The 24078-nt window shown below is 61.4% G+C and carries 16 protein-coding genes, 1 tRNA gene and 1 pseudogene; 12 read left to right on the forward strand and 6 right to left on the reverse strand.

The window, feature by feature from the left end; genetic code table 11:
- Positions 1-11: 11 nt before the first annotated feature.
- Positions 12-1970: an acetoacetate--CoA ligase gene (locus LB568_RS17770; protein WP_224730792.1), complete on the forward strand. Its 1959-nt coding sequence runs from the start codon at positions 12-14 to the stop codon at positions 1968-1970.
- Positions 1971-2255: 285 nt separating this feature from the next.
- Here the strand turns inward: LB568_RS17770 and LB568_RS17775 are convergent, their stop codons facing one another.
- Complete coding sequence (locus LB568_RS17775; protein WP_224730793.1) at positions 2256-6203, reverse strand: PAS domain S-box protein; 3948 nt, start codon at positions 6201-6203, stop codon at positions 2256-2258.
- A gap of 249 nt (positions 6204-6452) precedes the next feature.
- On the opposite strand from LB568_RS17775, the gene LB568_RS17780 reads away from it, so the two are divergent.
- The 9 genes from LB568_RS17780 (at position 6453) to glyA (ending at position 16340) form a co-directional block, all read left to right on the forward strand.
- Positions 6453-6911: a phasin gene (locus LB568_RS17780; RefSeq protein ID WP_013893743.1), complete on the forward strand. Its 459-nt coding sequence runs from the start codon at positions 6453-6455 to the stop codon at positions 6909-6911.
- Between the two features lie 352 nt (positions 6912-7263).
- Positions 7264-7340 (forward strand) — tRNA-His (locus LB568_RS17785).
- A gap of 169 nt (positions 7341-7509) precedes the next feature.
- Positions 7510-8832: an integrase gene (locus LB568_RS17790; RefSeq protein WP_263497058.1), complete on the forward strand. Its 1323-nt coding sequence runs from the start codon at positions 7510-7512 to the stop codon at positions 8830-8832.
- Between the two features lie 763 nt (positions 8833-9595).
- On the forward strand, positions 9596-10852 hold the full coding sequence (locus LB568_RS17795) for an aminomethyltransferase family protein (protein WP_224730795.1): 1257 nt from the start codon (positions 9596-9598) through the stop codon (positions 10850-10852).
- A gap of 143 nt (positions 10853-10995) precedes the next feature.
- On the forward strand, positions 10996-11889 hold the full coding sequence (locus tag LB568_RS17800; protein WP_224730796.1) for a methylenetetrahydrofolate reductase: 894 nt from the start codon (positions 10996-10998) through the stop codon (positions 11887-11889).
- Positions 11886-12752, forward strand: a complete 867-nt coding sequence (gene purU / locus LB568_RS17805) for a formyltetrahydrofolate deformylase (protein ID WP_224730797.1) — start codon at positions 11886-11888, stop codon at positions 12750-12752. Before LB568_RS17800 ends, purU begins: the two co-directional genes overlap by 4 nt.
- Positions 12753-12807: 55 nt before the next feature.
- Positions 12808-14013 (forward strand): aminotransferase class V-fold PLP-dependent enzyme, encoded by a 1206-nt coding sequence (locus LB568_RS17810; protein ID WP_027163728.1) that lies wholly within the window; start codon positions 12808-12810, stop codon positions 14011-14013.
- Positions 14014-14026: 13 nt separating this feature from the next.
- Positions 14027-14986, forward strand: coding sequence for a 2-hydroxyacid dehydrogenase (locus tag LB568_RS17815; protein WP_224730798.1), 960 nt, complete (start codon positions 14027-14029; stop codon positions 14984-14986).
- A 79-nt stretch (positions 14987-15065) separates the two neighbouring features.
- Complete coding sequence (glyA, locus tag LB568_RS17820; protein ID WP_024505107.1) at positions 15066-16340, forward strand: serine hydroxymethyltransferase; 1275 nt, start codon at positions 15066-15068, stop codon at positions 16338-16340.
- Between the two features lie 236 nt (positions 16341-16576).
- Here glyA and LB568_RS33690 read toward each other — a convergent pair.
- A pseudogene (locus LB568_RS33690) lies at positions 16577-16792 on the reverse strand (integrase core domain-containing protein); the annotation flags it as partial.
- A gap of 161 nt (positions 16793-16953) precedes the next feature.
- On the opposite strand from LB568_RS33690, the gene LB568_RS17825 reads away from it, so the two are divergent.
- Entirely contained in the window at positions 16954-18408 is a 1455-nt protein-coding gene (locus LB568_RS17825) for a hypothetical protein (RefSeq protein ID WP_224730799.1), read from the forward strand.
- Positions 18409-18593: 185 nt separating this feature from the next.
- Entirely contained in the window at positions 18594-19145 is a 552-nt protein-coding gene (locus LB568_RS17830; protein WP_224730800.1) for a hypothetical protein, read from the forward strand.
- A 475-nt stretch (positions 19146-19620) separates the two neighbouring features.
- Here LB568_RS17830 and LB568_RS17835 read toward each other — a convergent pair whose 3' ends face one another.
- The 4 genes from LB568_RS17835 to LB568_RS17850 all read right to left on the reverse strand — a co-directional run bounded on the left by LB568_RS17835 (position 19621) and on the right by LB568_RS17850 (position 24028).
- Entirely contained in the window at positions 19621-20784 is a 1164-nt protein-coding gene (locus LB568_RS17835; RefSeq protein WP_224730801.1) for a hypothetical protein, read from the reverse strand.
- Between the two features lie 700 nt (positions 20785-21484).
- Positions 21485-22618 carry a substrate-binding protein gene (locus LB568_RS17840; protein ID WP_224730802.1) on the reverse strand — a complete coding sequence of 378 codons (1134 nt, stop codon included), beginning with the start codon at positions 22616-22618 and terminating at the stop codon, positions 21485-21487.
- An 84-nt stretch (positions 22619-22702) separates the two neighbouring features.
- Positions 22703-22975 carry a hypothetical protein gene (locus LB568_RS17845; protein WP_027024197.1) on the reverse strand — a complete coding sequence of 91 codons (273 nt, stop codon included), beginning with the start codon at positions 22973-22975 and terminating at the stop codon, positions 22703-22705.
- A 90-nt stretch (positions 22976-23065) separates the two neighbouring features.
- Positions 23066-24028, reverse strand: coding sequence for an HD domain-containing phosphohydrolase (locus tag LB568_RS17850; RefSeq protein WP_224730803.1), 963 nt, complete (start codon positions 24026-24028; stop codon positions 23066-23068).
- Positions 24029-24078: the final 50 nt, after the last annotated feature.

Genomic DNA, 24078 nt, shown 5'->3' on the forward strand with positions numbered 1-24078 from the left:
GAGGATCGATCATGGCCGCCGAAGTACCGCTCTGGACCCCGACACAAGACCAGATTGATGCCGCGCCCTTGACCGCTTTCATGAAGGCCGCGGAGGCGAAAGCCGGCGCAGCGTTTCCTTCCTATTCCGAGCTTCACCGCTGGTCGGTCGAGGACCGCGAGGCATTCTGGAGCCTGGTGTGGGATTTTTCCGGCATTGTCGGCGAAAAGGGCGAGCGCGCCTTGGTCGATGGCGACAAGATGCCCGGCGCATCGTTCTTTCCCGATGCCACACTGAACTTCGCCGAGAACCTGTTGAAGAAGACCGGCGCTGGCGAGGCAATCGTGTTTCGTGGCGAGGACAAGGTCGAACGGCGGCTGTCCTGGAGTGAACTGCATGGCCTGGTCTCGCGCCTGCAGCAGCTTTTCCTGTCGCTCAAGGTGAAGAAGGGCGACCGCATTGCCGCGATGATGCCCAACATGCCGGAGACCATTGCCGCCATGCTGGCCACGGCCTCGATCGGTGCCGTCTGGTCTTCCTGCTCCCCCGATTTCGGCGAGCAGGGCGTGCTCGACCGCTTCGGCCAGATCGAACCTGTCGTCTTCATCGCGCCCGACGGCTATTGGTACAATGGCAAGGCGATCGGGGTCGCCGACAAGATCGCGGCGGTCGCGGCCAGGCTCGGTACCGTCCGCAAGGTCCTGGTCGTCGACTACCTCGGCACCTCTGCCGATGTGGCCGCGACCATCGACAAGGCCGTGGCGATGGAAGAGGCGCTCTCGCCCTTCGCCGTCAAGCCCGTCACCTTCGAGCCGCTGCCGTTTTCGCATCCGCTCTACATCCTGTTTTCGTCCGGAACCACCGGCGTTCCCAAATGCATCGTCCATTCGGCCGGCGGTACGCTGATCCAGCATGTCAAGGAACACCGGCTGCATGCCGGCCTCATCGACGGCGATCGCTTCTTCTATTTCACCACCTGCGGCTGGATGATGTGGAATTGGCTGGTGTCGGGCCTCGCTTCGGGCGCGACGCTGCTGCTCTATGACGGCTCGCCCTTCTACCCCGACGGCAACACGCTGTTCGATTTCGCCGATGCCGAGAAGATGACCTTCTTCGGCACCTCGGCCAAGTTCATCGATTCGGTGCGCAAGGCTGGTCTCAAGCCAATCCGCAGCCATGATCTGTCGACGGTGCGGGCGATCTCCTCCACCGGTTCGCCGCTCTCGCCCGAGGATTTCCGCTTCGTCTATGACGGCATCAAGAAGGACGTCCATCTCGCCTCGGTTTCCGGCGGTACCGACATCGTCTCCTGTTTCGTGCTAGGCGTGCCGATCGAGCCGGTCTGGAGCGGCGAGATCCAGGGGCCTGGCCTTGGTCTGGCCGTCGATGTCTGGGACGACGACGGCAGGCCGGTCCGTCAGGAGAAGGGTGAACTGGTCTGCACCAAGGCTTTTCCGGCGATGCCGATCGGCTTCTGGAACGATCCCGAGGGCAAGAAATACCGGGCCGCCTATTTCGAGCGTTTCGACAATGTCTGGTGCCATGGCGACTTTGCCGAATGGACCGTCCATGGCGGCATGATCATCCACGGCCGCTCGGACGCCACGCTCAACCCGGGCGGCGTGCGGATCGGAACGGCGGAGATCTACAACCAGGTCGAGCAGATGCCGGAGATCCTGGAGGCACTGTGCATCGGCCAGGATTTCGACAATGACGTGCGGGTCGTGCTGTTCGTGCGCCTTGCAGCCGGCGTGCAGCTCGACGAGGAACTCGAAAAACGCATCCGCGCCAAGATCCGCAGTGGCGCAAGCCCGCGCCACGTGCCGGCCAGGATCGTCGCGGTGTCGGACATTCCCCGCACCAAGTCTGGCAAGATCACCGAGCTCGCGGTACGCGACGTGGTCCACGGCCGCGTCATCAAGAACAAGGAAGCGCTCGCCAATCCAGAGGCGCTGGAGTTGTTCCGCGACCTGCCGCAGCTGGCCGAGTGACCACAAGCGGCATGGTTAACCAAATATGTCGCGCGAATTTACCTAGATTTCACGAGTGGTACACATTCGTAAATTTTCCGCGGCGCCGGTAAGGACTTGTTAAGGCCCGGCGTCGATAGTCGCATGTAACTTGAGGGAGAAATCCCGTTCCTCAGCCCCCGGAGGATCTGAATTCGCTCAAGCCCCCGTTGTGACAGCAATTCCATCTCTAAGGCGTCCTTTGGGCGCCTTTTCTTTTTGCCGGAATTGGCTGCTGGCTGCCCGACCTTCTGGCTGCCCAACCTGTTATTCCGCGAGCACCCTGGTCGAGGGGAACGCGACCTCGACAAGCGTTCCTTCTCCCGGCGTCGAATTGATGGTGAACCGGGCGCGGTTCGCCTCCACCATGGCCTTGGTCAGCGGCAGGCCAAGTCCGGTGCCGTCGCCACGCCCGCGCTTCAGGGCGTTGATCTGCTTGAACGGCTTCAATGCCTGCTCGATCTCGGCCTGGCTCATGCCGATGCCTGTGTCGCGCACCCGCATGACGACATCGCCCGAGGTCTCATAGGCGGTCGAGACGATCACCTGGCCGCCCGCCTGGGTATAGCGGATGGCATTGGACAGGATGTTGAGCGCGATCTGGCGCACGCTGCGCAAATCGGCCACCACTTCCGGCAGCCGCGAGGCGAAGCTGGAGCGGATGATGACGCGCTCGCGGTTGGCCTGCGGCTGCATCATCGCCACCGTCTCGGCCAGCGTGTCGTTAAGCGACACCGCCTCATAGGCCATCTCCTGCTGGCCGGCCTCGATCTTGGAGATGTCGAGCAGGTCGTTGACGAGGTCCAGCACATGGTTGCCCGAGCGGTTGATGTCGCGCAAATAGTCGCGGTAGCGGTCATTGGCGACAGGCCCGAACTTCTCGTCGACCATCAGCTCGGAAAAGCCGATGATTGCGTTGAGCGGCGTGCGAATCTCGTGGCTGATGCGGGCGAGGAAATCGGTCTTCTGCGAGGAGGCGCGTTCGGCCACCGCACGCGCCTGGGTGAGATCCTCCTCCGCCCGCTTCCACTGCGTGATGTCGCGCACCACGGCGCAGAAGCCGCTGTCGTTGGGCAGCCGGCCGATGGTCATGAACAGCGGGATGAAGCGACCCTGCGCCTCGCGCCCGATGACCTCGCGGCCGTCATTCAGGACGCTCGCCACGCCCGGTTCGGACAGTCCGGTGAGATAGTCGCGCGCCGCCCGCTGGCTTTCGATGGCAAACAGCGATGCGAACGGTTTGCCGGTCACCTCGTCGCTGTCGAAACCGAACAGCGCTTCGGCCGGGCGGCTGATCGAGCGGATGGTGCCGTCAGTGCCGATCAGCACGACGCCGTCGGTGGCGGTATCGATGATGGTGCGCATTTCGGCGATGCGCGCCTTGAGTTCGGAAATGTCGGGCTGTGTAGGCTCATCACCGACCACATGCAGAGCTACAGGCGTCTCATCCTCGCCGGAACGGCGCACGACCAGCATCAGTGCCTTGCCGTCGCGCCAGGGAACGGAGCGCAGGATGGCGTCGATCGGAAATTCCTGCCCATCGCGCGTCTTCAGCCGCAGCGCCCGGTCGCTGCCGTCGGAGACGCCGTCCTCGGCGTAGGGGTCGGCAAACAGCGCGCCCAGGCCGCCGGCATCCTCGAGATCGTCCAGCGCGGCGTAGCCGGTCAGGTTCAGGAATTCCTCATTCGCGTAGTGCAGCTGGTCGCCCGAATGAATGAGCAGCGGCACCGGCAGCTTGCCGAGCAGCAAGGTGTCCGGAGCCTTGCTTTCGTCGCCGACGGAAAATGCAGACGGCGTGAACCCTTCGGTCTTGAGCGGTGGCACCTGCAGGCGCGGCCGCTCGGCGCGGGCCTCTGCCCCGTCACTGGCCGCCTGCTCGTCGGGCGCGGCGCCTTCCTCGCTGCCGGCCCAATCCTCATTGTCCTCGGCATCGCGAAAATCGGCTGATGTCATGCTGTCGTCGTCGACAGGCTCATGCGTCATGTCTGCGCCAATCGGTTCGGCGTCCGTCGCGGGCTCGGTGCTCTCCGGTTCCGCCGCTGCCGGTTCGGAGACGGCAGGCTCGTCATTGTCCGCGACGGGGCCGGGTTCGCTCTGGTCGGCATAGTCGAGCAGCGAGCCGGTTGCGCCGCGCGAGGTGTCGTCTTCCGCACGAACTGCTTCGTCCACGCCGTCTTCGTCCACGCCGTCGAGCCGCGCAAGATCCGCTTCGTCCTCGGCATCGACTTCGGTCTCGGAGGGCTCGGCCAGGGCCGCGTCGCCTTGGGGCTCTGTCGTCGGGTGTTCGCCGGCATCCTTCGGCTCTTCGGGCGGCGTTGCGGTGTCTGCCTCCGAAACCTCGCCGGTCGCATCGGCTGGAGCGTCCGCCTTCACGGTCGGCGCCTGTGCTTCCGCCACGGGTTCAGCGGGTGCTCCTGCCGCCGGCTCCGCGGGGTGGCTTTCGACGCCGGGCTTTTCAGCCTCCGGCGGCTCGGCCGTCGAACTGTCCTTCTTCAGCCGTTCGCCGATCTCGCGAAACGCACTGCGTTCCAGGGTCGACAACCCCTTGTCATTGACCGGCTGCCGGTGTTCAGCCAGCCGGATCACCTTGTCGGCAAAGCGCCGCTCCGGTTTCGGCACGATGGTCAGCGCCGGTACCTCGCCCTTGAACGGATCCGCCTTCGGTTCGCCGGCTTTCGGCTCTTCGGCGGCAGGTTCGACAGCTTCTGGTGCCGCCGGAGCCTTGCCGTTGGGCATAAGTGCCATGCCGATCGCTTCGGGATCGACGACGGCGTCGCTGGGGCGGGCAACGCCGAAGCCGCGGAAGCCTTCGAAAGCGCGGCTGCGGCCATAGACAGGCAAAGCCGCGAGGTCGACGGGGATCTTCAGGTCGGTGCCGACGACCGGCCACAGCGCGGTGCGGCCGGACCAGGTGTCGCGCCGCTCCAAAAGGCCGGCGATCTCGCCGGACGCATCGAGGCCGAAGGCCGCCGCGACATCCCTGAAGCGCCGGCCGATCACATCGGCGGCCGGCTGGCCGACGATATCGGCGAACTCCGGTGACAGCGCGCTGAATTTACCTTCGGCGTCGGTGCGCCAGACGAAACGCATCGGCGCCGCCGAGCGGTCTATCGTCCTGGCAGCCGGGGTTGCGGTCGGGACAGTCGGGGAGGTTGCCTGGATGCCATCCGCTCCGCTTTTTTCGACGGCAGCGTCAGCGGCGGTCTGACCAGGCACGGTTTCCGGGTCGGGCGTCGCGGGCGCTGGCCGCCCATCGTCCTCGTCGGCATTGAAGTACCAGTGGTCGTGCTGCGACGGCGCTCCGCCTGTCGGCGGCTGGTCGCTGTTTGCCGCGACCGGTGTCTGCCCGGCCGTTTCCGCGCTCTCCCGCGCTGCCGGTTCCACGATGTCTTCAGCGGCGGCTCCGGCACCGCCGGGTTCTTGGCCCACCGTCTCTGCCTGCGGCTCTGCCGCCGGCTCGTTGTCGAGCTCGGGTTGGGATTGCACGGCGGCGCCAGCGGCCACTCCGTCGGAGCGGTCGTCCGCCGGCGCTCCTTCGGTGGCGCCGCTCTCCTCGAGCTGATTCTCGTCGATCACCACCAGGAGATGACGCTCCGGCGTCAGCCGGGCGAGGCCGGCCGGGTAGGATGTCTTGCCGCCCGGAACGAGGCGCTTGACGATGCGCTCGCTCTCGGCAGCCACGTCGGCCACCAGGGCCGCGAGCGTCTCGGGCTGGATGCCGAGCGCCGCAAAGCCCTCGGACGCTGCCTCGACCTTGCCTTCGGCATCGATGAAGGCAATGAAATGACCGTCTTCGGTAAACCCACTGATCGCCCGGTTGGCGATTTCGGCGGCACTGCGCGAACCCGTCTGGGCCGCCGGCACCGCCAGCATGATCGCCTTCTCGTCATCGGGCAGCGTCACGGCGCTGGCAAGGAAGCCGGCGGCGCGGCTGGTCATTCCGGTTGCCAGCCGGACCGTGATGGCGCGGTCGCTGCCGATCTCGGGAAAGCCGCTGGTCGCCATGATCTGGCGGCGGGCGATCAGCGGCAGCCGCGCCGACGCGCCGATGATGGCTTCGATGTCGGGATAGCCGAACGCGGCGGCACCCGGCCCATTGGCCCAGATCACCTGTTCCAGATCCACCGACAGGATCGCGATCGCGTCGCCGGCGGCAAACCGCTGGCGGACCGCGTCGAGCACGGCGACATCGAGGAAGGAGTATTCGGACGGCATGCGCTTGGCGAATCCTCACGGAGCGGCGAAATTTGCAGTTAACGCTTTGTTAATAAAAGCCGGAGGCGCGAAGGTCCACAAGCCAGAACGTGCAAAGGCTGGAATTTGGGCTTTTGGTTAACGGCGGAAAACATTTTTTTGTGCAGTGCAACAAAGATATTGCAATGCACAAAAATTGCCTTTATATTGCCATCATACATGAACGAGACGGCTTTCTGTCAAAGCCGCTGCCGCTGAAAAGGATGGAAAATGTCCAGGACCAAGACCGCCGAGACGATCGAAAACGTTGAATTCCCGAGCTTCGACGCTTCCAAGGCCACCGACCAGATCCGCGCTTTCGCCGAAAAGGGCGTTGAGCAGTCGAAAGAGGCCTATGCCAAGCTGAAGACCGGCGCCGAGGAGACCCAGAAGGCTCTGGAGTCGACCTACGAGACCGCCAAGACTGTTTCCGGCGACCTGTCGCTCAAGACCATCGCGGCGCTGCGCGCCAATGCCGAAGCCGGCTTCTCGCATCTCGAAGCCCTGATCGGCGCCAAGTCGCTGTCGGAAGTCGTGGAGCTGCAGACCGCTTTCCTGCGCAAGCGCGTCGAGATGACCGTCGAGCAGGCCAAGGACTTCCAGGCTGTTGCCTCCAAGGCGGCCGAAGACGTCTCCAAGCCGATCAAGACCGCCTTCGAGAAGGCCGTGAAGGACATTAAGGCTGCCTAATATTTGCGCTTGGTTGGAAGATGCAACAAAAGGTCGCGTTTTCTTCAAGCCAATAAAGCGTATGATGACAGCTATCAACGAATACCCGGCGAGTGGAACCTCCTCCCTCTGCTTCCCGGGGTGACCAGCCAGCACCTCCTCCCGCTGGCTCGTAACAGGAAAAGGCCGGCACCTCCTCCCGCCGGCCTTTTTCTTTGCCCGGCGAAACCAGCGTCGTTGCGGCGAGATGTGGGCAACTGCCCTTTGCTTTCCAAAAGCCTTGAATTAGAATCCATAAGCCCGTAAGGACGCATCGCCGAACGACAGAGCAGATCGCCGGGACTTCCCACCTCGATCTGCTCAGGGCAAACGTGCCGTTGTAGCTCAGATGGTTAGAGCGCCGGATTGTGGATCCGGAGGTCGCTGGTTCGATCCCAGCCAACGGTACCATCGGCTCTCCCCTTAAGTAATTGAATTTGTTAAAGAATTTAGTGGTTTTGGTGATCGGCCTTGCGGCGATTCTCGATTTTGTGTTACATATTGTGTTACCTATTGTGATACAAATGGGGTCTCAAGAGGCGTGGGAAGGCGACGCGAAGCAGAGGATCCTGACCGCTTCTTGCAACTGAGGGGCGATCATTTCCATTACTACCGACGGGTGCCCAGAGAGGTCAGGGACCTCGACGAGCGCGGCGTGTTCGTGCGCCGTGCCCTCGACACGACTGACCGCATAAAGGCGCGCACCGCCAGAGATCTCCACGAGGCAGCTGACAACGCTTTGTGGGCTTCGTTGATGTTGGGTGAGAATCCACAGGCGGCGCGCGTCCGATATCGCCAGGCCATCAAGCGTGCCGAGTCGCTGGGATTCATCTATCGACCACTCGCCGAGATCCTGGTCGCCGAGCCGCTTGATACGATTCTGCAGCGCGTTGAGAGCACAATAGGCGAGCCTGCCAAATCACCATCTGTCGACGCGGTCGGCGGCGCAGTCTCCCGTCCTGACGACAAGATATCGGAAGCGCTGAATTTGTATTTCAACGAGATTGCTCGCGACGAAATCCGCACGAAAAGCCCTGACCAAAAGAAGCGCTGGAAGGCAAAACGCGAAATGAGCGTTGATGTGTTTATCGGCTTGGTCGGCGACAAGGCGATGAGCGAGATCACGCGCGATGACGCGCGAGTGGTGCACAAATACTGGCTGGACCGAATTGCACCCGAAAAAGGCAAAGCGGACCGTTCCGCATCGACAGGCAACCGAAACATGGGCAACCTTAGAACCCTCTACGCCGACTACTTTCGCCACCTCGGTTTCCCCGAACAGAAAAACCCGTTTGCCGATCTGTCATTCACCGACAGGTCGAAGCGCAGTCGGCCGCCGTTCCCCACCGACTGGATTCGCGACAAGATATTTGCGCCTGGCGCGCTTGCGGCACTTAATGAGGAGGCGCGAGGAATCGTGCTTGCCTTCGCTGAGACCGGGGCCCGGCCGAGCGAACTTGCGAACTTGCATGAGGGTGTCATCCACGTTGATCATGAGGTGCCGCATATTTCAGTCGAGCCCCGCGACGATCCTGACGATCCACGAGAGATCAAGACCGCCTCGTCGGTGCGCAAGGTGCCGTTGGTCGGTGTGGCGCTTGAGGTGTTCAAGAAGCATCCCAAAGGCTTCCCACGGTACAAGGATCGTGAGGCGTCGCTGTCAGCCCTGCTCAACAAGCACTTCAAGAGCCATAAATTGTTCCCGACCGATAGTCACAGCGTCTATTCACTGCGCCATTCATTCGAAGATCGCATGAAGAATGGTAGGCTGGACGAGGAGCTTCGGCGCATGCTGATGGGCCACACGATCGACCGTCCGAAATACGGCGAGGGCGGCGACATGAAGATGTGGCAAGAGGAACTTATGAAGATCGTTCTGCCGTTCGATCCAGCGATCGTTTGACACGATGGCGCACTGCGGCGAGGCGCTCCTCCTTCGCTTGAAGATCCTGCAGGGCGCGCTCCAAATGCTCGTATAGCGGGAGCCATGCCTCACCATGGTCGCCTCTCGCCACGATGATCTCGGCGACGCGGTCGAGCGCTCGCTCAATCCGCTGCGTAGTGATTGGTGGAAGCGTGCGCGAATATCGCCTCACGGCTTCGCCTTTCGGCAGGGCCAGGAATGTACCATGCCATATGCGTAGGCGGACTTTCCTGGTGCAGTGAAGGGCTTGCATTCGGCTCAGGCTTTAATCGGCGGCTGCGGCGTGCAAATGGGAAAGGCTCTCTACCCGTCGGGGTCAGTAGCGGGAGCGCGCTACCGCCTTTCCCCCCACGCGTCGAGCTGCCAATTCAGGCTTCGATGCTACGGCTGAACGGGCCGAGCTTATGCGGTGCGACGGCGTTACCTGATCGACCGCAAGCGAGCATTTGCCGGTGAAGGCTGACAGCGAAAGCAATCCGACGGCGGCTTCAAATATTCAGGTTGAACTGCGGGTATGCCGTCGGCAACCGGGGGCATTCCGAAAAACGCTGCGAAGTGAAAGTCTCACCCAAGATACGGATGAGGCAAGAGACATCTGACTGAGCGGGTTGCTGCTCGCAGGAAGCCGTCCCTGCAGTCTGCGCTTGGATGGTTTCGTTTCCATGGCGCGAGGTGCGCTGTTCCCCACTCGTTGTCGTCGAATGCCGCAGCAAAGTGCCTTGCGACTGGGAGGAGACCTGGAATGAACGACATCAAATTCACGTCCGGCCTGAGCGTGGTGGCAGATGCCCATGTCGCCTTTCGCGGCACGCCCTTCGCCGAACGGACGGCGCCACTGAACCAGAACGCACTCTGGATGCGCTGGGACAGGAACATGGTCGTCGATTGCTACTCGGATATGGTCGAGGAACTGGCGGCTATCCGCAACAGGGTGGCCATGGGCGACATGTCACCACTGTCGAAATATGTCATTGCCGGTCCGGATGCCGAGAGGATGATGGATGCGCTCATCCCGCGCGACATCAAGAAGCTGCAGGTCGGCCAGATCTACTATGCACCGTGGTGCGACGAGAACGGCCATGTCGTCGGCGACGGTCTGGTTTTCCGCATGGACGAAACCACCTTCCGCGTTTCCGCCGATCCCGGCCTTTCCTGGTGGAAGCAGCATGCCGAAGGCCTCGACGTCCGTGTCACCGACATATCCGATAGCTACGGCATCCTCACCTTGCAGGGACCGCGTTCCCGCGAAGTGCTGGAGGCTGTCACCCAGTCCGTGCAGGAATTGCCGTTCTCTCGCTTGGCCATCGTCACAATTGCCGGCAGACGGGTCGAGATCCTGCGCCAGGGTTTTACCGGCGAGCATGGCTATGAATTGTGGGTCAAGGCGGATGACGGCGCCGCCGTGTGGGACGCAGTCGAGGCGGCAGGCAAGCCTTTTGGCATCCTTCCTGCCGGCGCCTGGGCGCTCGACGTAGCACGTCTCGAAGCCGGGCTGCTGATCGTTGGCTACGACTATACAAGTGCCGGCCCAGACCATGGCGGCGCCAGCATTCAGGCAGCTGGAAAGTATCGTGCGTCGCCCTTCGACCTCGGCCTGGGCCGGCTGGTCGACTTTCGCAAGGCCGATTTCATCGGCAAGGCGGCGCTGCAGCGCATGTCGAACACGGGTGACCGTCGCCAGCTCGTCGGGCTCGACATCGACTGGTCGCAAGCCCTCGACGGCAAGGGGCTTGAGAGCAATGCGCCCGGAAATCTGCGGCGCGTGCAGTGGTATCCGCTGAAAGCCTTTCGCGGCGGGAAGGAAGTTGGGCACGCCAGCAGCGTCGCCTGGTCACCTTCGACCGGCAGGATGATCGGCTTCGGCCATCTGCGGCGTGAGGCCGCCGAGACCGGCACCGAGCTCACGCTGAAGTGGAACAAGGATGGCGTGGCGGCCGATGTCAGGGCGCGTGTCGTGGGGCTGCCGTTCCTGTCGCTCAAACGCGCCGCCAACGGTTAGCGAAACGCTGTTTCAGAACTGAGAGTCCTGTCGTTGCATCCTCCCGTGACGACAAGCCGGGCAGCTGGTCTGCCCGGCTCCCATTGCCGCGGCCTACGGTGCCGCGAAATCGTGAAGCTGGTCGGGAGAGACCTGGAAAGATCATGAACGACATGCGCCAAGAGCTTATCCAGACGCGAGGTTCGGCTACATTTGCGTTCGACGCGGAGGTGTCGATCGAACTGGCACCGGCGCAGGCACGCACCTTTGCGCCACCAGCCGACTGCTTCCCGCTTGGCTCGCGCGTCTTTCTTACTCACCTTCCCGGCAAGCCCGAGGCTTTGCAAATCGAAGCAGCGCGCCGGATCAAGGAGTTGGGCTTTGTGCCGGTGCCACATCTGGGCGCGCGGAACTTCAATTCGGAGCAGGACTATATCAATCTTGTCACCGCCCACAGTCGAAACGGGATAAGCGAAGCGCTCTTTCTTGGCGGCAATCCGGCTCTCTTTCCGGGGCCGTTGGGAGAGGCAACCCAGTTGCTCGCCCATCCCGTGGTCAAAGACAGTGCGATACGAACCGCCTTCGTCGCCGGCTATCCGGAAGGGCATCCAAGCATCGTCGAAGCCGTGCTGACGGACGCATTGCGGCGCAAGCTCGACATCTGTGCCGAGCGGTCGCTGGAAGCCAGGGTCGTATCGCAATTCGCCTTCGATGGCGACACGATCGCCGCCTGGGCGAGCAGTCTGCATACGGCGCATCCCGGGCTGCCGGTTCATGTTGGTCTGGCCGGTGTGACCAGCCTTACCAAACTCATCCGGTTCGCCATGATGTGCGGTGTCGGCCCTTCGATCGCGGCGCTGCGGCGTTCCGCCAGCGGCCTCTTCAACATCGTGGCCGACCGGAACCCAGCCGAGATTTTACAAACCATGGCGGCAAGCTACCCGGCGCCGACCGCGCCACTACACCTCCATTTCTTCCCATTCGGCGGATGGGAAAAGACGCTTGCTTGGTTCGCCGATTATCGCGAGGCGTGCTGGCCGCGGGTTAACGAACGATGAATTGTGCAGCGCTTCGACTGTCTTTCATTCTGACGCTGTCCTGCGAAGACCAGGCCGGGATCGTGGCGGCAGTGACGACCGAACTCGCCAACCTTGGCACGAACATTGCTGAAAGCAGCCAGCATTGGGACAGGGCCTCGAACCGTTTCTTCATGCGCATTGCCTTTTCGGCGCCCGCCTGGGTGTCTGCCGATGCCATCACCAAGGGACTTGCGCCTGTGGTGGATCGCTTCGGCCTGAGCAGCCGCCTGCTTGAGCGGAGCCGTCGGCCGAAAATCGTCATCATGGTCTCGAAATTTGACCATGCATTGCTTCACCTCATCTACCAGATCCGTGTTGGCTGGCTCGAAGCCGAGGTCGCAGCGATCATCTCCAACCACGAAGACAGCCCCGAAACTGCGGCATGGGCTGGCATTCCTTACCACGTCTTGCCCATCTCGAAGGAGAACAAGCAGGAACAGGAAGGCCGGATGCTGGCGGTGATCGAGGACGTCGGCGCCGACCTCGTCGTCCTGGCTCGCTACATGCAAGTGTATTCCGACGACCTCGCGGGGCGCCTGTTCGGCAAGGTCATCAACATCCACCATTCGTTCCTGCCAAGCTTCAAGGGCGCGCGGCCGTATCACCAGGCTTTCGAGCACGGAGTGAAGCTGATCGGCGCCACGGCTCACTATGTGACCGCCCAACTCGACGAGGGGCCGATCATCGAGCAGGAAACCGAGCGGGTAACGCATTCCATGAGCGTCGAGGATTTTATCGCGGCCGGCCGTGACATCGAAAGCCGCGTTCTGGCGCGTGCCATCAAACGGCACCTCGAAGCCCGCGTGATGATCAACGGACGAAAAACGGTTGTGTTCGCGTAAGGCGGTAACACCGACCCGTGTGTGGCGATGCTCATATCAACAGGAGAACCAGATCATGAAAAATGGAACGGCGCATCTCTTTATCCCGGGTCCGACCAACATTCCCGACGCTGTGCGGCGGGCCATGAACGTGCCGATGCAGGATATGCGCGCCCCGGATTTTCCGGAACTGGTCCTGCCTTTGTTTCACGACCTGAAGCGGATATTCAAGACCGAGACCGGCAGTGTCTTCATCTTTCCCGGCTCGGGCACCGGTGCCTGGGAAGCGGCGATCTCCAACACGCTCAATCGTGGCGACCGGGTGCTGATGTCGCGTTTCGGCCAGTTCTCGCACCTGTGGGTCGATATGGCCGAGCGCCTTGGACTTGAGGTCGATTGCATTGATGTCGAATGGGGTGAGGGGGTTCCGCTCGACGCCTATCGGCAACGGCTGGGCGACGACAAGGGCAGCAAGATCAAGGCGGTATTCGCCACCCACAACGAGACCGCGACCGGCGTGACGTCCGACGTCGCCGGCGTGCGTGCCGCGCTCGACGAAACGGCTCACGATGCGCTGCTATTCGTCGACGGCGTCAGCTCGATCGGCTCGATCGATTTCCGGATGGACGAATGGGGCGTCGACCTTGCCATCACCGGTTCGCAGAAAGGGCTGATGCTGCCTGCCGGTCTCGGCATCCTGGCGGTGAGCGCCAAGGCTCTGGAAGCGCACAAGCAGTCGCGCATGGAGCGTTGCTATTTCAGCTTCGAGGATATGCAGGCTTCGTCCAAGACCGGCTTCTTCCCCTATACGCCGCCAACGCAGTTGCTGCTTGGCCTGAGAGCCAGCCTCGACCTTATCTTTGCCGAGGGACTGGAGCAGATTTTTGCCCGGCACCACCGGCTCGCCGAAGGTGTGCGCCGCGGCGTGCATGCGTGGGGACTAAAGCTCTGCGCCAACGAGGAAAAATGGTGGTCGGATACGGTTTCGGCGATCGTCGTCCCCGAGGATGTCGATGCCAGACAGGTCATCGCCAACGGATATTCCAGATATCGCACATCCTTCGGCGCGGGCCTCAGCAAGGTGGCTGGCCGCGTGTTCCGCATCGGCCATCTCGGCGACCTCAACGAGGTCATGTGCCTCGCCGCCCTGGCCTCGGCGGAAATGTCATTACGCGACGCCGGAGCCCGAATCGAGGCCGGCTCCGGTGTTGCCGCTGCGCAGGAATGGTACCGCGCCGAGATCGGCCGGACCCTGCAGCCGCGGCACGAACGCGCGGCTTGAGAGGATCGTAGCCATGAGCAAACCGAAGGTAATCGTTACCCGGCGCTGGCCGCATGACGTCGAACAGCGCCTTGGCGACCATTTCCATGTCACGCTGAATGAAGCCGATCGGCCCTATGAGCAACAAGAGCTTCGCCAGGCCCTGCTGCTTGCCGATGCCGTGCTGCCGACCGTAACCGACCGGCTTGGCGCGGATCTCTTTGCAGGCGGAGTCAGGGCAAGAATACTTGGCAATTTCGGTGTCGGCTTCAACCACATCGACATTGCCGCTGCCAGCGCAGCAGGGCTGATCGTCACCAACACGCCCGCCGTGTTGACCGATGCCACCGCCGATCTCGCCATGACGCTGCTTTTGATGTGCGCGCGCCGTGCCGGAGAGGGCGAGCGCGAGCTGCGCTCCGACAAATGGACCGGTTGGCGGCCGACGCATCTCTGCGGCACCCAGGTCAGCGGCAAGACCGTCGGCATCATCGGCATGGGAAGGATCGGCCAGGCCATGGCCAGGCGCTGTCACTTCGGCTTCGGCATGGAGGTCGTCTTCTTCGACAGCCAGCCGGTTCCCCACCCCGGCATGCCGGCGCGGCAGCTGGCGACTGTGGACGAGGTGCTGGCGGCCTCGGATTTCGTGTCGCTGCATTGTCCGGGCGGTGGCGAAAACACCCGCCTCATCAACGAACATCGTCTTGCCCGCATGAAGAAATCAGCCTTCCTGATCAACACCGCGCGTGGCGATGTGGTGGATGAGGACGCACTGGTCCAGGCGCTGCGTGAGCGTCGGATTACTGGTGCCGGGCTCGACGTGTTCGAGACGGAGCCGTCCGTGCCGCGCGCCTTGACGGAGCGTGAAGATGTCGTGCTGCTGCCCCATCTGGGTAGCGCCACCAGCGAAACGCGCATCGCAATGGGCATGCGGGTGATCGACAATCTGTCGGCCTTCTTCGAAGGCCGCACCCCGCCCGACGCGGTGAACTAGCTCCCCGTTTCAATTCCAACACCAGGCAATGGCGACGCCGAAAACCGTGTCCGCCTTTTGCCGCCAGGAGACGAGCAGAATGACCGGCTTTTTCCAGAGGAACCTCAAGCTCCAGGATGCGGTGGTCGCCGATGCGATTGCACGCGAGATGGGCCGGCAGCGGTCCGAAATCGAGCTGATCGCATCCGAAAATATCGTTTCGCCGGCTGTGCTGGAGGCACAAGGCTCGGTGATGACCAACAAATATGCCGAGGGCTATCCGGGGCACCGCTACTACGGCGGCTGCCAATATGTCGATCTGGCCGAAGCGGCTGCCATCGACAGGGCCTGCCGGCTGTTTGGCGCGGCGCACGCCAATGTGCAGCCGCATTCCGGCGCCCAGGCCAATGGCGCGGTGATGCTCGCCATGCTGAAGCCGAGCGACACCTTCATGGGTCTGTCGCTCGCCGCCGGCGGGCATCTGACGCACGGTGCCCGGCCGACACTGTCGGGAAAATGGTTCAACGCCGTGCAATACGGCGTGCGCCAGAGCGACTGCCTTATCGACTATGAGGAGCTGGAGGCCAAGGCGCGGGAAACACGGCCAAAGCTGATTATCGCGGGTGGATCGGCCTATCCGCGCATCATCGACTTCAAGCGCATCCGGGCGATCGCCGATGCCGTCGGCGCGCTGATGATGGTCGACATGGCGCATTTCGCCGGCCTGGTCGCCGGCGGCGTGCATCCCAACCCGGTGGAGGTCGCCGATATCGTCACCACCACGACGCACAAGACGCTGCGCGGCCCGCGCGGCGGCATGATCCTGACCAACAACCAGGACATCGCCAAGAAGCTGAATTCGGCGGTGTTCCCTGGCCTGCAGGGAGGCCCGCTGATGCATGTCATTGCTGCCAAGGCCGTTGCCCTGGGTGAAGCCTTGGAGGACGGGTTCAAGACCTATGCCCGGCAGATGGTGGCGAATGCCAGAAAGCTGGCCGCGACGCTTGGCGAGCGCGGATTCGACATTGTCTCCGGCGGAACCGATACGCATCTGCTGCTGGTCGACCTGCGCGGCAAGGGCCTGTCCGGCAAGGACGCGGAGGAGGCGTTGGGCAGGGCAGGGCTGACCTGCAACAAGAACGGCATTCCTTTCGATCCGGCGCCGCCTGCCGTCACCTCCGGTATACGGCTGGGCACACCGGCCGCCACCACGCGCGGTTTCGGCGAGGGCGAGTTTGCCCGTGTCGGCAATCTCATAGCCGACGTGCTGGATGCGGTCGGAACGCAATGGGGCGCCGAACAGGAGAAGGCGGCTCGGCGGTCGGTCGAGGAGCTTTGCGAGGCATTCCCGATCTACGAGCCCAGACCCGGTTGACCGTCCGGGGAGCGCGCCACAGGCAGATACATGGCTGCCGCGGATGAGTTTGAGTTTTGGGCGACGGCTCCCCTAGAGGATACAGCTCTAGCCCTGTTCGATAAGGCAGCGGCGACCATTAAACCGTCGCGTTACACGGTGCGCTTAAGGACCGGCTCAGACATTGCGCTCCTCTGCAAGGCCACAAACGATGACGGCTTGCTGACAGCTTTCCAGAAGCATTTTCAGAAGGTGGCCTAGATGTGTAGCCTCAGCAGGTTGTCCCGGCTATGGCGAGGCGACTGATCGACATTTTGGACTTTAAGCTGCTGTGCGGGCGACGCAATTTGTATCGGTGGAGTCATACCGACAGTTCGGCCGCGCGGTGGTCCGAGGTCGGATAGCTATGGCATAGGCCCATTACTTTTTTGCGTGGTCTGGATGAACCGCTTGGCCTTGCCGTTGGTCTTGGGCTCTTGGCACCCGATGCGGCCAACAGGACAGTTCGCGCAGCGTCTATTTCGGGGCGAAGACCGACTGCCTACGTCGAGGCATTCAATACTCTTATCCTGTTCTTGTTGAAGGTCTCAGCAGGATGCTAGTTCTCGTCGCAACGTGTGTGGGAGTATGGAAAATGGGTGAAGCGAAAAAGCGTTCGGCGCAACGGTCAGAAAACGAGAAGCTCATAAAGCCGCTCAGCGAGGCCCGCTTTAACTTGCTCTCGATCGGAGTCCGGATGGCCGTCAGTCGTCTGTTGTCGGGCGAAATCTCGTACTGGGCGGATCATGAAGAGAGAATCCTTGGACTGATCAGTATCGACTTTACCGATGAGGACTTCGTTTGGATGATACTCGCACGAGACCGGATCGGGCGGTTTAGGTGTTGCAGAGTAGAAGCCAGTATCAAAAGCGAACCTCTAGCGACAGAGATGATGCTCCAAGAAATGGCAAGGCTGGTGAAGGAGGGAATTCCCGCCGATTTCGGTTGGCAGGGGGATGAGCCGAACGCGCCTTTCGACCTTCTTAGTGTTAACCATGGCGAAAAACTGCACCCTTACTTCGAGGTATTGAACGATGCTGGCCATATGCCTGCTCGCGCAGCACTAAAAGAGATCGGGCCATGGCTCGCGCCTTCCGATCCGCACTTCGTCAAAGAATTTCAGACTACGGCGTTCGATCAGAGAATTTGGGAACTCTATCTGTGGGCGGCCTTCAGAGAACTTGGTTTCGACGTTACGCAACCCGAAGCACCAGATTTTTCATGCCGCGCACCAGGAATTGCTTTCACTGTCGAAGCTACAGCAGTCTCTCCATCCAATGCGGGGCCACTGGCGGTGCATCCCGAGCCGACAACACCAGAAGAGCAGGCAGAGTTCTTGAAGAACTACATGCCGATGAAATTCGGCTCGAGCCTGACCAGTAAGCTCAACAAAAAGAACGCTGCGGGAGAGCCCTACTGGGACCGTTCTGAAACTCGGGGGAAGCCTTTCATCATCGCTGTCGCGGACTTCCATAAACCGGCTGACTTAGAAAAGCTGGGTTCGATGACCTACAGCCATTCAGCGCTTTGGCCATATCTGTACGGCAAGCGTGTGGTGTTCGAGGTGAAAGAAGAGGGCGGCGGCGGATATTGGCGCATGGTGAAAGGTGACGAGCACATATATGGCGGTAAGACCGTTCCAACAGGCTTCTTTGACCTACCAGGCGCAGAGAACGTATCAGCTGTGCTTTTCTCGAATGCGGGCACCTTGCCGAAATTCAACCGTATGGGGCTCCGCGCAGGCTTTGTACCCGACAAACACATGTATTTTCGTCACGGTTACCGATACGATCCGTCACCTGATGCATATGTCGGTATCCCTTTTCAGGAAGATGTTTTATCCCCAGATTATGAGGAATACTGGTCGGACGAACTGCAAATATTTCACAACCCGAATGCTCGCAATCCGATTTCGCCAGATACTTTCGGCGGGATCACACAGTATTATTTCGAAAATGACGATCTTCACACGATAACACCACATAACGCCGTCATAGCTTCCTTCACGTCAGTGCTTCGGATTGTTGGAGATGAGGAGTTCGGGTCATGAAAGTGGTTCTGATGTCTCGTATTGCGATTTCACATTGGGAGGCGGTCCCGCCCTTCTCGTGGAGATCAAGGTTCCCACCGCTGCGGCGAACCCTCGAGAAGACAATTAGCCTACCGTAGGGTCAAAGACCTCCTTCAGCGATAGATCGTACCTTCCTTTATCCCGATTACTCAGAGCAGGAAAATATGCTGAGTGCCACGCACATCGAGCTGCTAACGCCGGGGGGGATGGCAAGAGCCCGCACGATCGTCATCAACAGCCATTCTTGGTTCGTGCATGTCAGCGGCCTCGATCGCCTTGCCGGGCTTAAGGCCTCCGGTATCGAGCCGCGCAACCCTGGCGCAACAATTGATGCAGTAATCGCAGCGGCCCTAGGTGATGGTTCGGGTGCAATCGTCTGTCTCCGGCCAATCTTCGCGTTCAACACGCGTCCCAACAGGGACTACCCTCAAATGCTTCTGTCCATCAGTAACTCGGACCTACCTCAGCGCATAGGCATAGACTGGTCTTACCCAGGCAGCTGGAATTTGGTTGACGTTAAACAGCGGGAAGCACCAGAGATGCGGATCGACGTGATCTTTGCCCACGTGGTGCAACAGTCTGGCTCTATCGCCTCATACGATTTAATACCCGCCGAAGTGGTGAGGGTGTGGGCAAAAGGTACGCCCGAAAACGATCCTTCGAAATGGCCGAGTTTGTTGCAGATTGCTGCAGCCGATGTCTCCATTTTGCCGTGACCGATACGGTTGGGAAGGAAACTCAGGATGAAAGAGGGCCGCTTGGCCTCGCCAATCCGAGGACCTAACTAACCTTGGATGGTAGTGGCGCGGCGAGTTCTGCCGGCTTTGTTGCGAAAATTTTCCCTGGTGATGTTGCTTCTGCGCCGAATTGCATCTGCTGAATTCCAGCCTATCCAGCTGATTCGCATGTGATCATAGGGTGGCGCCTCGCTTCGATTGGCCACCACTTTGAAAACCGGCGTCTGCATGGCGACCGAATATACTGAGGAAAGAGATCGCCATTCCAAGAGGAATTTCTGTCGTGGATTCCCATGCCATTGTTGCGTTCCCGCCAGTCGTGGGAAGGACCGTTCTGCACTTATTGATGCCGCCATCTATGGGGTCGTACGTCTCTTCATTCCGCTATTCCATATCGCTTCCAGCCATGTTCGCCTACAGTCGGGCTGTCGGTCAGAAAGGCGTCACCGACTTACTATTTCGACGGCTCATTGAGATGCGTTAAAATTTGACCAGACCGCACTGGATCGATCCTGTCGGCCTCTTCGAGTGCCCAACGTTGCCATGCTTCCAGCACTGAGGGATCGATATCAGCCGAACCATCATCGATCGCGCGACGGACGCGCTCAACAAGCGCGCGAATGTCTTCGGCTTGACGTAGAAGCTCGCCGCTGTTCCGCAGATTTTGCAGGCGCTTTTGGTTGAGTTGAATCAGCCATTCCTGGCGCTGTTTCTCCTTTTCAATCCGCTCCCGCTCTGCACGCTCCTTGGCTTCCCGCAGACTAAGGCGAAACTTTTTCTCGCCCGCCACGATGATTGCAGCCGCGATCTCAGCGATCTTTGACTCAAGCTTGGCGTCACCGTCATCCTGCCAAGAAACTGTATTCTTGCGGTCAAAACCCGGATCGATCCGCAGCGCTAGCGGGGTTGATGCTGGCAGGTCTGGCGCCGGCCGGAGGTACCCGTGCTGACGCAGGGTGCGGTGGCTGCCGACTATTCCTATGTCCAAACCAAGATAGGTGTCCCCGATGGCTGCTCGCGCGTGAATTTCTCCATCGTGCTCGTAGGCATCGCCGTCATGGCCGCGCTTGCTGAGTGCCGCAAACAGCGCATTGAAGATTTTCAGCCGGCGCTTGCCTAGTGGATTGTCGAACTTGGGTTCGTCAAAGGTCCACTCGCGTTCTGCATTTTTATCGCGCCGGCGCCGCTCCTGCTTGAGTATTTGAACGAGCCCTTTGTGAGGTCTGTCCAACGACTGAGGGACAGAAACTTTGCCAATCGCCTTCAATTCCTGTGCGTGGAGTTCGTCGAGGTCTTCTGGAACCAGAGCGGATGCAAATGGCCCATTAGATGCAAGAGGGGCTGCAATCGGCAGAACCTTTTTGAAGCGCGCGTCGACACTTGCTCGGCCCATTTCACCGGGGCGCCGCGGTGGCGCCTTCGGTAGTGCTGGCACTCTCTTTCCGGCACGTATTTTGTTCCAATAGCCTTGCGGTGGTGACGCAATTCCACATCGCGTCAGCAGTTTCTTCAGTCCGACGTCGGACAGTTCGAGCTTCGCCGCCAAGTCCCGCATTGGCGCAGACCAGGCGAACGCAATCAGATCGTCTGGCAACACAAGAATGTCTTTCTGCCACACGTCGGCTTACCTCCATGTTGTTCAGCCAGGTTGCTTTTGGCACGTCTTCGCAGTGTCGATGTGACAGGCCGGCCACTCGCTCCCGAGGTCAATTCCGGCGTTTTCAACGTGCCCTCGATTGCATCAGGAATGCGCTTCCAGCATCAAGGCGACTGCAGATCGAGCTCAGCTGAAACTCCAGTCTCCGCAGGTATCAGCGCTATGCTTCGAGATCATCTGCTTCTTTTCGTAGATCTTCGGCCAATAGAGGGTCTGCCGGACCTTGCCTCGCGGTGGAGCGATGGTTTGGTATTATCGAGGGAAGGCTGCGAAACCCGACCGAGGACGATGGCAAGATAAAAGGGCGCACATTGCGCGACGGTCGGTTGGTTGTTTTTGCTGGCGTTTTCGCCATTTCTCGCACATTGCGAGCCATTGCTTCAATGTGCGATTTTATAATAACTTATTGATCTGGTGTGAGAATCTACAAGGTGCGAAGCGCATCAGCTGGCTATACTGGGTTCGCCTCTTGTCTTTCAAACGTCTGCACCGGGCCGGAAGCTGGCGGTCCAATTCGGGCACGAATAGCCCTGAAAGGTGTCTTTCAGCTCGCGTCCCCATCTCGGGGCAGGCCCGTTGCTGGTCGCGACTACAAGGTGGATGGCGAGGGCACCTTGCCGCCCTCGCGGATTGGAAGCGCGGTGATCAGGGACCGCGCAGTTCACCCCACGTTGCTCGGTTGGCATTCGTCGGTAAGGATGCGCTCGTTCGGATCGATCGGCCCCAGGTTCTTCACCACCTTGAAACGACCATTCTGTGCCTGGGCGATGTACATGTTCATCCGCACATGGTGCTGGCTGGGGACCATTTCGGCCGGTCCACCCGGTCCCTCGCTGATGCGGGCGTGATCGAGCGCCCGGACGACCGCGTCCCGCTCGGCACTCCCGGCTTCCTTCACCGCCGCTTCCCACATCTTGATCGCCCGGTAGTGCCCGGTGCATCCGCTGCCCGCGGTCAGGGTAGCCCCACCGGGGAACCGTTCACCGTAGCGGCGCAACAGCGCGCGGCCGAACGGCTCGTCGAGTTCCTGGTAGTAGTCGAGGCAGCTGTAGAGGCCTTCAATCTGATCGGACGGCACCAGATTGAAGAAATTCTCGTCGAAGTAGGTGCAGACGATCTTGCCGCCGCGTTTGCCGAAACCGGCCTTGTGCAACTCTTCGAGGAACGGCGTCAGGCCCGGCGGGACGAGGGTGTTGAAAACCACGTCGGTGCCGCTCGCCATGATCTGCTGCACCGTCCGGCGAAAATCGACCGTGTCCAGCGGAAAATACTCCTCGCCGACGATCTCGCCGCCATTGGCGCGCACCGCCCGGCTCGCGGCCTTGTTCAGCAAATGCGGCCAGATGTAATCGGCCGACGGCAAATAGAACCGCTTCGCGCCGGTGCTGTTCATGAGCCATGGTATCAGCGGCTCGACCTGCTGGGCGGGTACGGGCCCGGTGCAGAAGATCAGGGGATCGTTTTCCTGTCCCTCATACTGCTCGGTGTAGATGTAGAGCGTCCTGCCCCGGGTGACCGCCTCGCTCTTGATGGCCAGGCGGGTCGAACTGTAAATGCCGCCGACGACCACGTCGACCTTGTCGACGTCGACTAGTTTCGCGGCCTTTGCCTTGGCAACGCTGTCTGTGGTCTCGCCATCCTCGATGACGAGTTCCACCGGCCGGCCGAGCAAGCCGCCTTTGGCATTGATGTCGTCGACGAGCATGGTCGTGAGATTGGCGTTGGCGATGCCCATGAAGGACAACGGGCCGGTGAGTTCGGCGATGAGGCCGATCTTGATAGGTTTCGGATCCATCTGATTTCTCCGATGCTTGGGTTTCGTCTTCTGGCGTTCGTCGGGGGCGCCGACGCCGATGGCAGGCGGCGCGCAGGGTTGACCTCAGGCCTCGTAGTGGCCGAGCAGCAATGCCGCCTGCGGCTTGCCGACATGGCCGGCTTCCTGCAGGATCGCGGGGACCTCCGGATCCGACACGAAGTTCTTCCAACCCTCGGCGTCCCAGTCGAAGATCGCCCAGACGCGGTCAGGTTCGCTCGGGTCGCGGAACACGGTTGCGCCATTCGAGCCGTGCAGCCGACGCTTGTCGGCGCCCTTGGTCGAAAAGATACGGATGAAGTGGTCGACGTCCGCCACCTTGGTCGTTGCGAGAAGCATCTGATTTCCTCCTGTCGGTCGCGGCCACCATTGGTCCGTCGACAGGATCACGATGCGCGTGCCGGAGCGGGCGCGCATGGGGTGGATTCCCTATGCCGGCATTTCGCCCGGCCGGACAAGGCCGTGCTCGACCGCATAGAGCGCGGCACCGGCGCGGGTGGCCACGCCGATCTTGGAGTAGACGCTCTGGATGTGGTGGTCGGCGGTCTTGGGCGAGATATCGAGCTTGCGAGCCGTCTCCTTCACCGTAAGGCCGGCGGCGATCAGGCGCAGCACCTCGATCTCGCGCCGCGTCATGCCGGCTAGCGCCTGCGGCAAAGCCCGGCGAGACTGCTGCCCGGCGAAGGACAATACGGCCTCGGCAGCGTCGGGGCAGATACAGCCGTCACGAATAGCTGCACGCAACTGCGTCGCCGCCGCCTCGCTGGACAGTGCGTTGCGGTGCGGACGTTCCTCCCGCGACGTCTGAAAGGCCTCGGCGGGGGGGGGGATCCTGGCCGCCGGAGATAGGTCGGAACCGCTGACCTTACGGTGATATCCCGAACCGTCTAGGCGCTCGTGATGGCGCAGCACGAGCGCGCCCATAGCATCGCCATCGTGGCCGAAGGAAGCCAGCGCCCGCTCACCGTAATAAGCGTGCAGCTGCGCCGCGTCGCGCTCGCGCACCGACAGCGGGCCATTGCGCATCCAGGTCGCCACCGGCACTACGAGTTCGCCGATATCATGGATGCAGCCCGACCAGCGCAGCGCGCGCACATCAGTCCCGGGCAACCCGATCCGTTCACCCGCACCCGCGGCCAGTTCCGATACCATCCGCGAATGGCCTTGCGTAAACGGCATGCGCATGTCGATCATGTCGGCGATGGAAAGGAACGCCTCATCGCAAGCGGCCTCATCCAGCGTCACCGGCGGATCGGGCTCCAGCGCCAAGATCGTCTCGCGGTCGACCGTCGCACCGATGCCTTCCATCAGGCCCGCCGCATTGGCCGAGACGAGCCGGGCCAGATCCGCTTCGTAGGGGCCGTCGGCGCGGCTGGCGATGGTTCGGGCCATCCCGTCGATACCGACTGCTTCGCTGAGCGCGATGGCATCCTGCGCCAGCG

Origin of the sequence: Mesorhizobium sp. B263B2A (assembly GCF_020165775.1) — a bacterium.
GTDB classification, from domain to species: Bacteria; Pseudomonadota; Alphaproteobacteria; order Rhizobiales; family Rhizobiaceae; genus Mesorhizobium; species Mesorhizobium opportunistum.

What these genes read in the sequence shown, in the direction of transcription:
- LB568_RS17775 (WP_224730793.1), bottom strand. Translation starts at nt 6,203, where the DNA reads ATGCCGTCCGAATACTCCTTCCTCGATGTCGCCGTGCTCGACGCGGTC.
- glyA (WP_024505107.1), top strand. Translation starts at nt 15,066, where the DNA reads ATGACCGGCTTTTTCCAGAGGAACCTCAAGCTCCAGGATGCGGTGGTC.
- LB568_RS17845 (WP_027024197.1), bottom strand. Translation starts at nt 22,975, where the DNA reads ATGCTTCTCGCAACGACCAAGGTGGCGGACGTCGACCACTTCATCCGT.
- LB568_RS17840 (WP_224730802.1), bottom strand. Translation starts at nt 22,618, where the DNA reads ATGGATCCGAAACCTATCAAGATCGGCCTCATCGCCGAACTCACCGGC.
- LB568_RS17825 (WP_224730799.1), top strand. Translation starts at nt 16,954, where the DNA reads ATGGGTGAAGCGAAAAAGCGTTCGGCGCAACGGTCAGAAAACGAGAAG.
- LB568_RS17830 (WP_224730800.1), top strand. Translation starts at nt 18,594, where the DNA reads ATGCTGAGTGCCACGCACATCGAGCTGCTAACGCCGGGGGGGATGGCA.
- LB568_RS17770 (WP_224730792.1), top strand. Translation starts at nt 12, where the DNA reads ATGGCCGCCGAAGTACCGCTCTGGACCCCGACACAAGACCAGATTGAT.
- purU (WP_224730797.1), top strand. Translation starts at nt 11,886, where the DNA reads ATGAATTGTGCAGCGCTTCGACTGTCTTTCATTCTGACGCTGTCCTGC.
- LB568_RS17795 (WP_224730795.1), top strand. Translation starts at nt 9,596, where the DNA reads ATGAACGACATCAAATTCACGTCCGGCCTGAGCGTGGTGGCAGATGCC.
- LB568_RS17800 (WP_224730796.1), top strand. Translation starts at nt 10,996, where the DNA reads ATGAACGACATGCGCCAAGAGCTTATCCAGACGCGAGGTTCGGCTACA.
- LB568_RS17815 (WP_224730798.1), top strand. Translation starts at nt 14,027, where the DNA reads ATGAGCAAACCGAAGGTAATCGTTACCCGGCGCTGGCCGCATGACGTC.
- LB568_RS17810 (WP_027163728.1), top strand. Translation starts at nt 12,808, where the DNA reads ATGAAAAATGGAACGGCGCATCTCTTTATCCCGGGTCCGACCAACATT.
- LB568_RS17780 (WP_013893743.1), top strand. Translation starts at nt 6,453, where the DNA reads ATGTCCAGGACCAAGACCGCCGAGACGATCGAAAACGTTGAATTCCCG.
- LB568_RS17850 (WP_224730803.1), bottom strand. Translation starts at nt 24,028, where the DNA reads ATGGCCCGAACCATCGCCAGCCGCGCCGACGGCCCCTACGAAGCGGAT.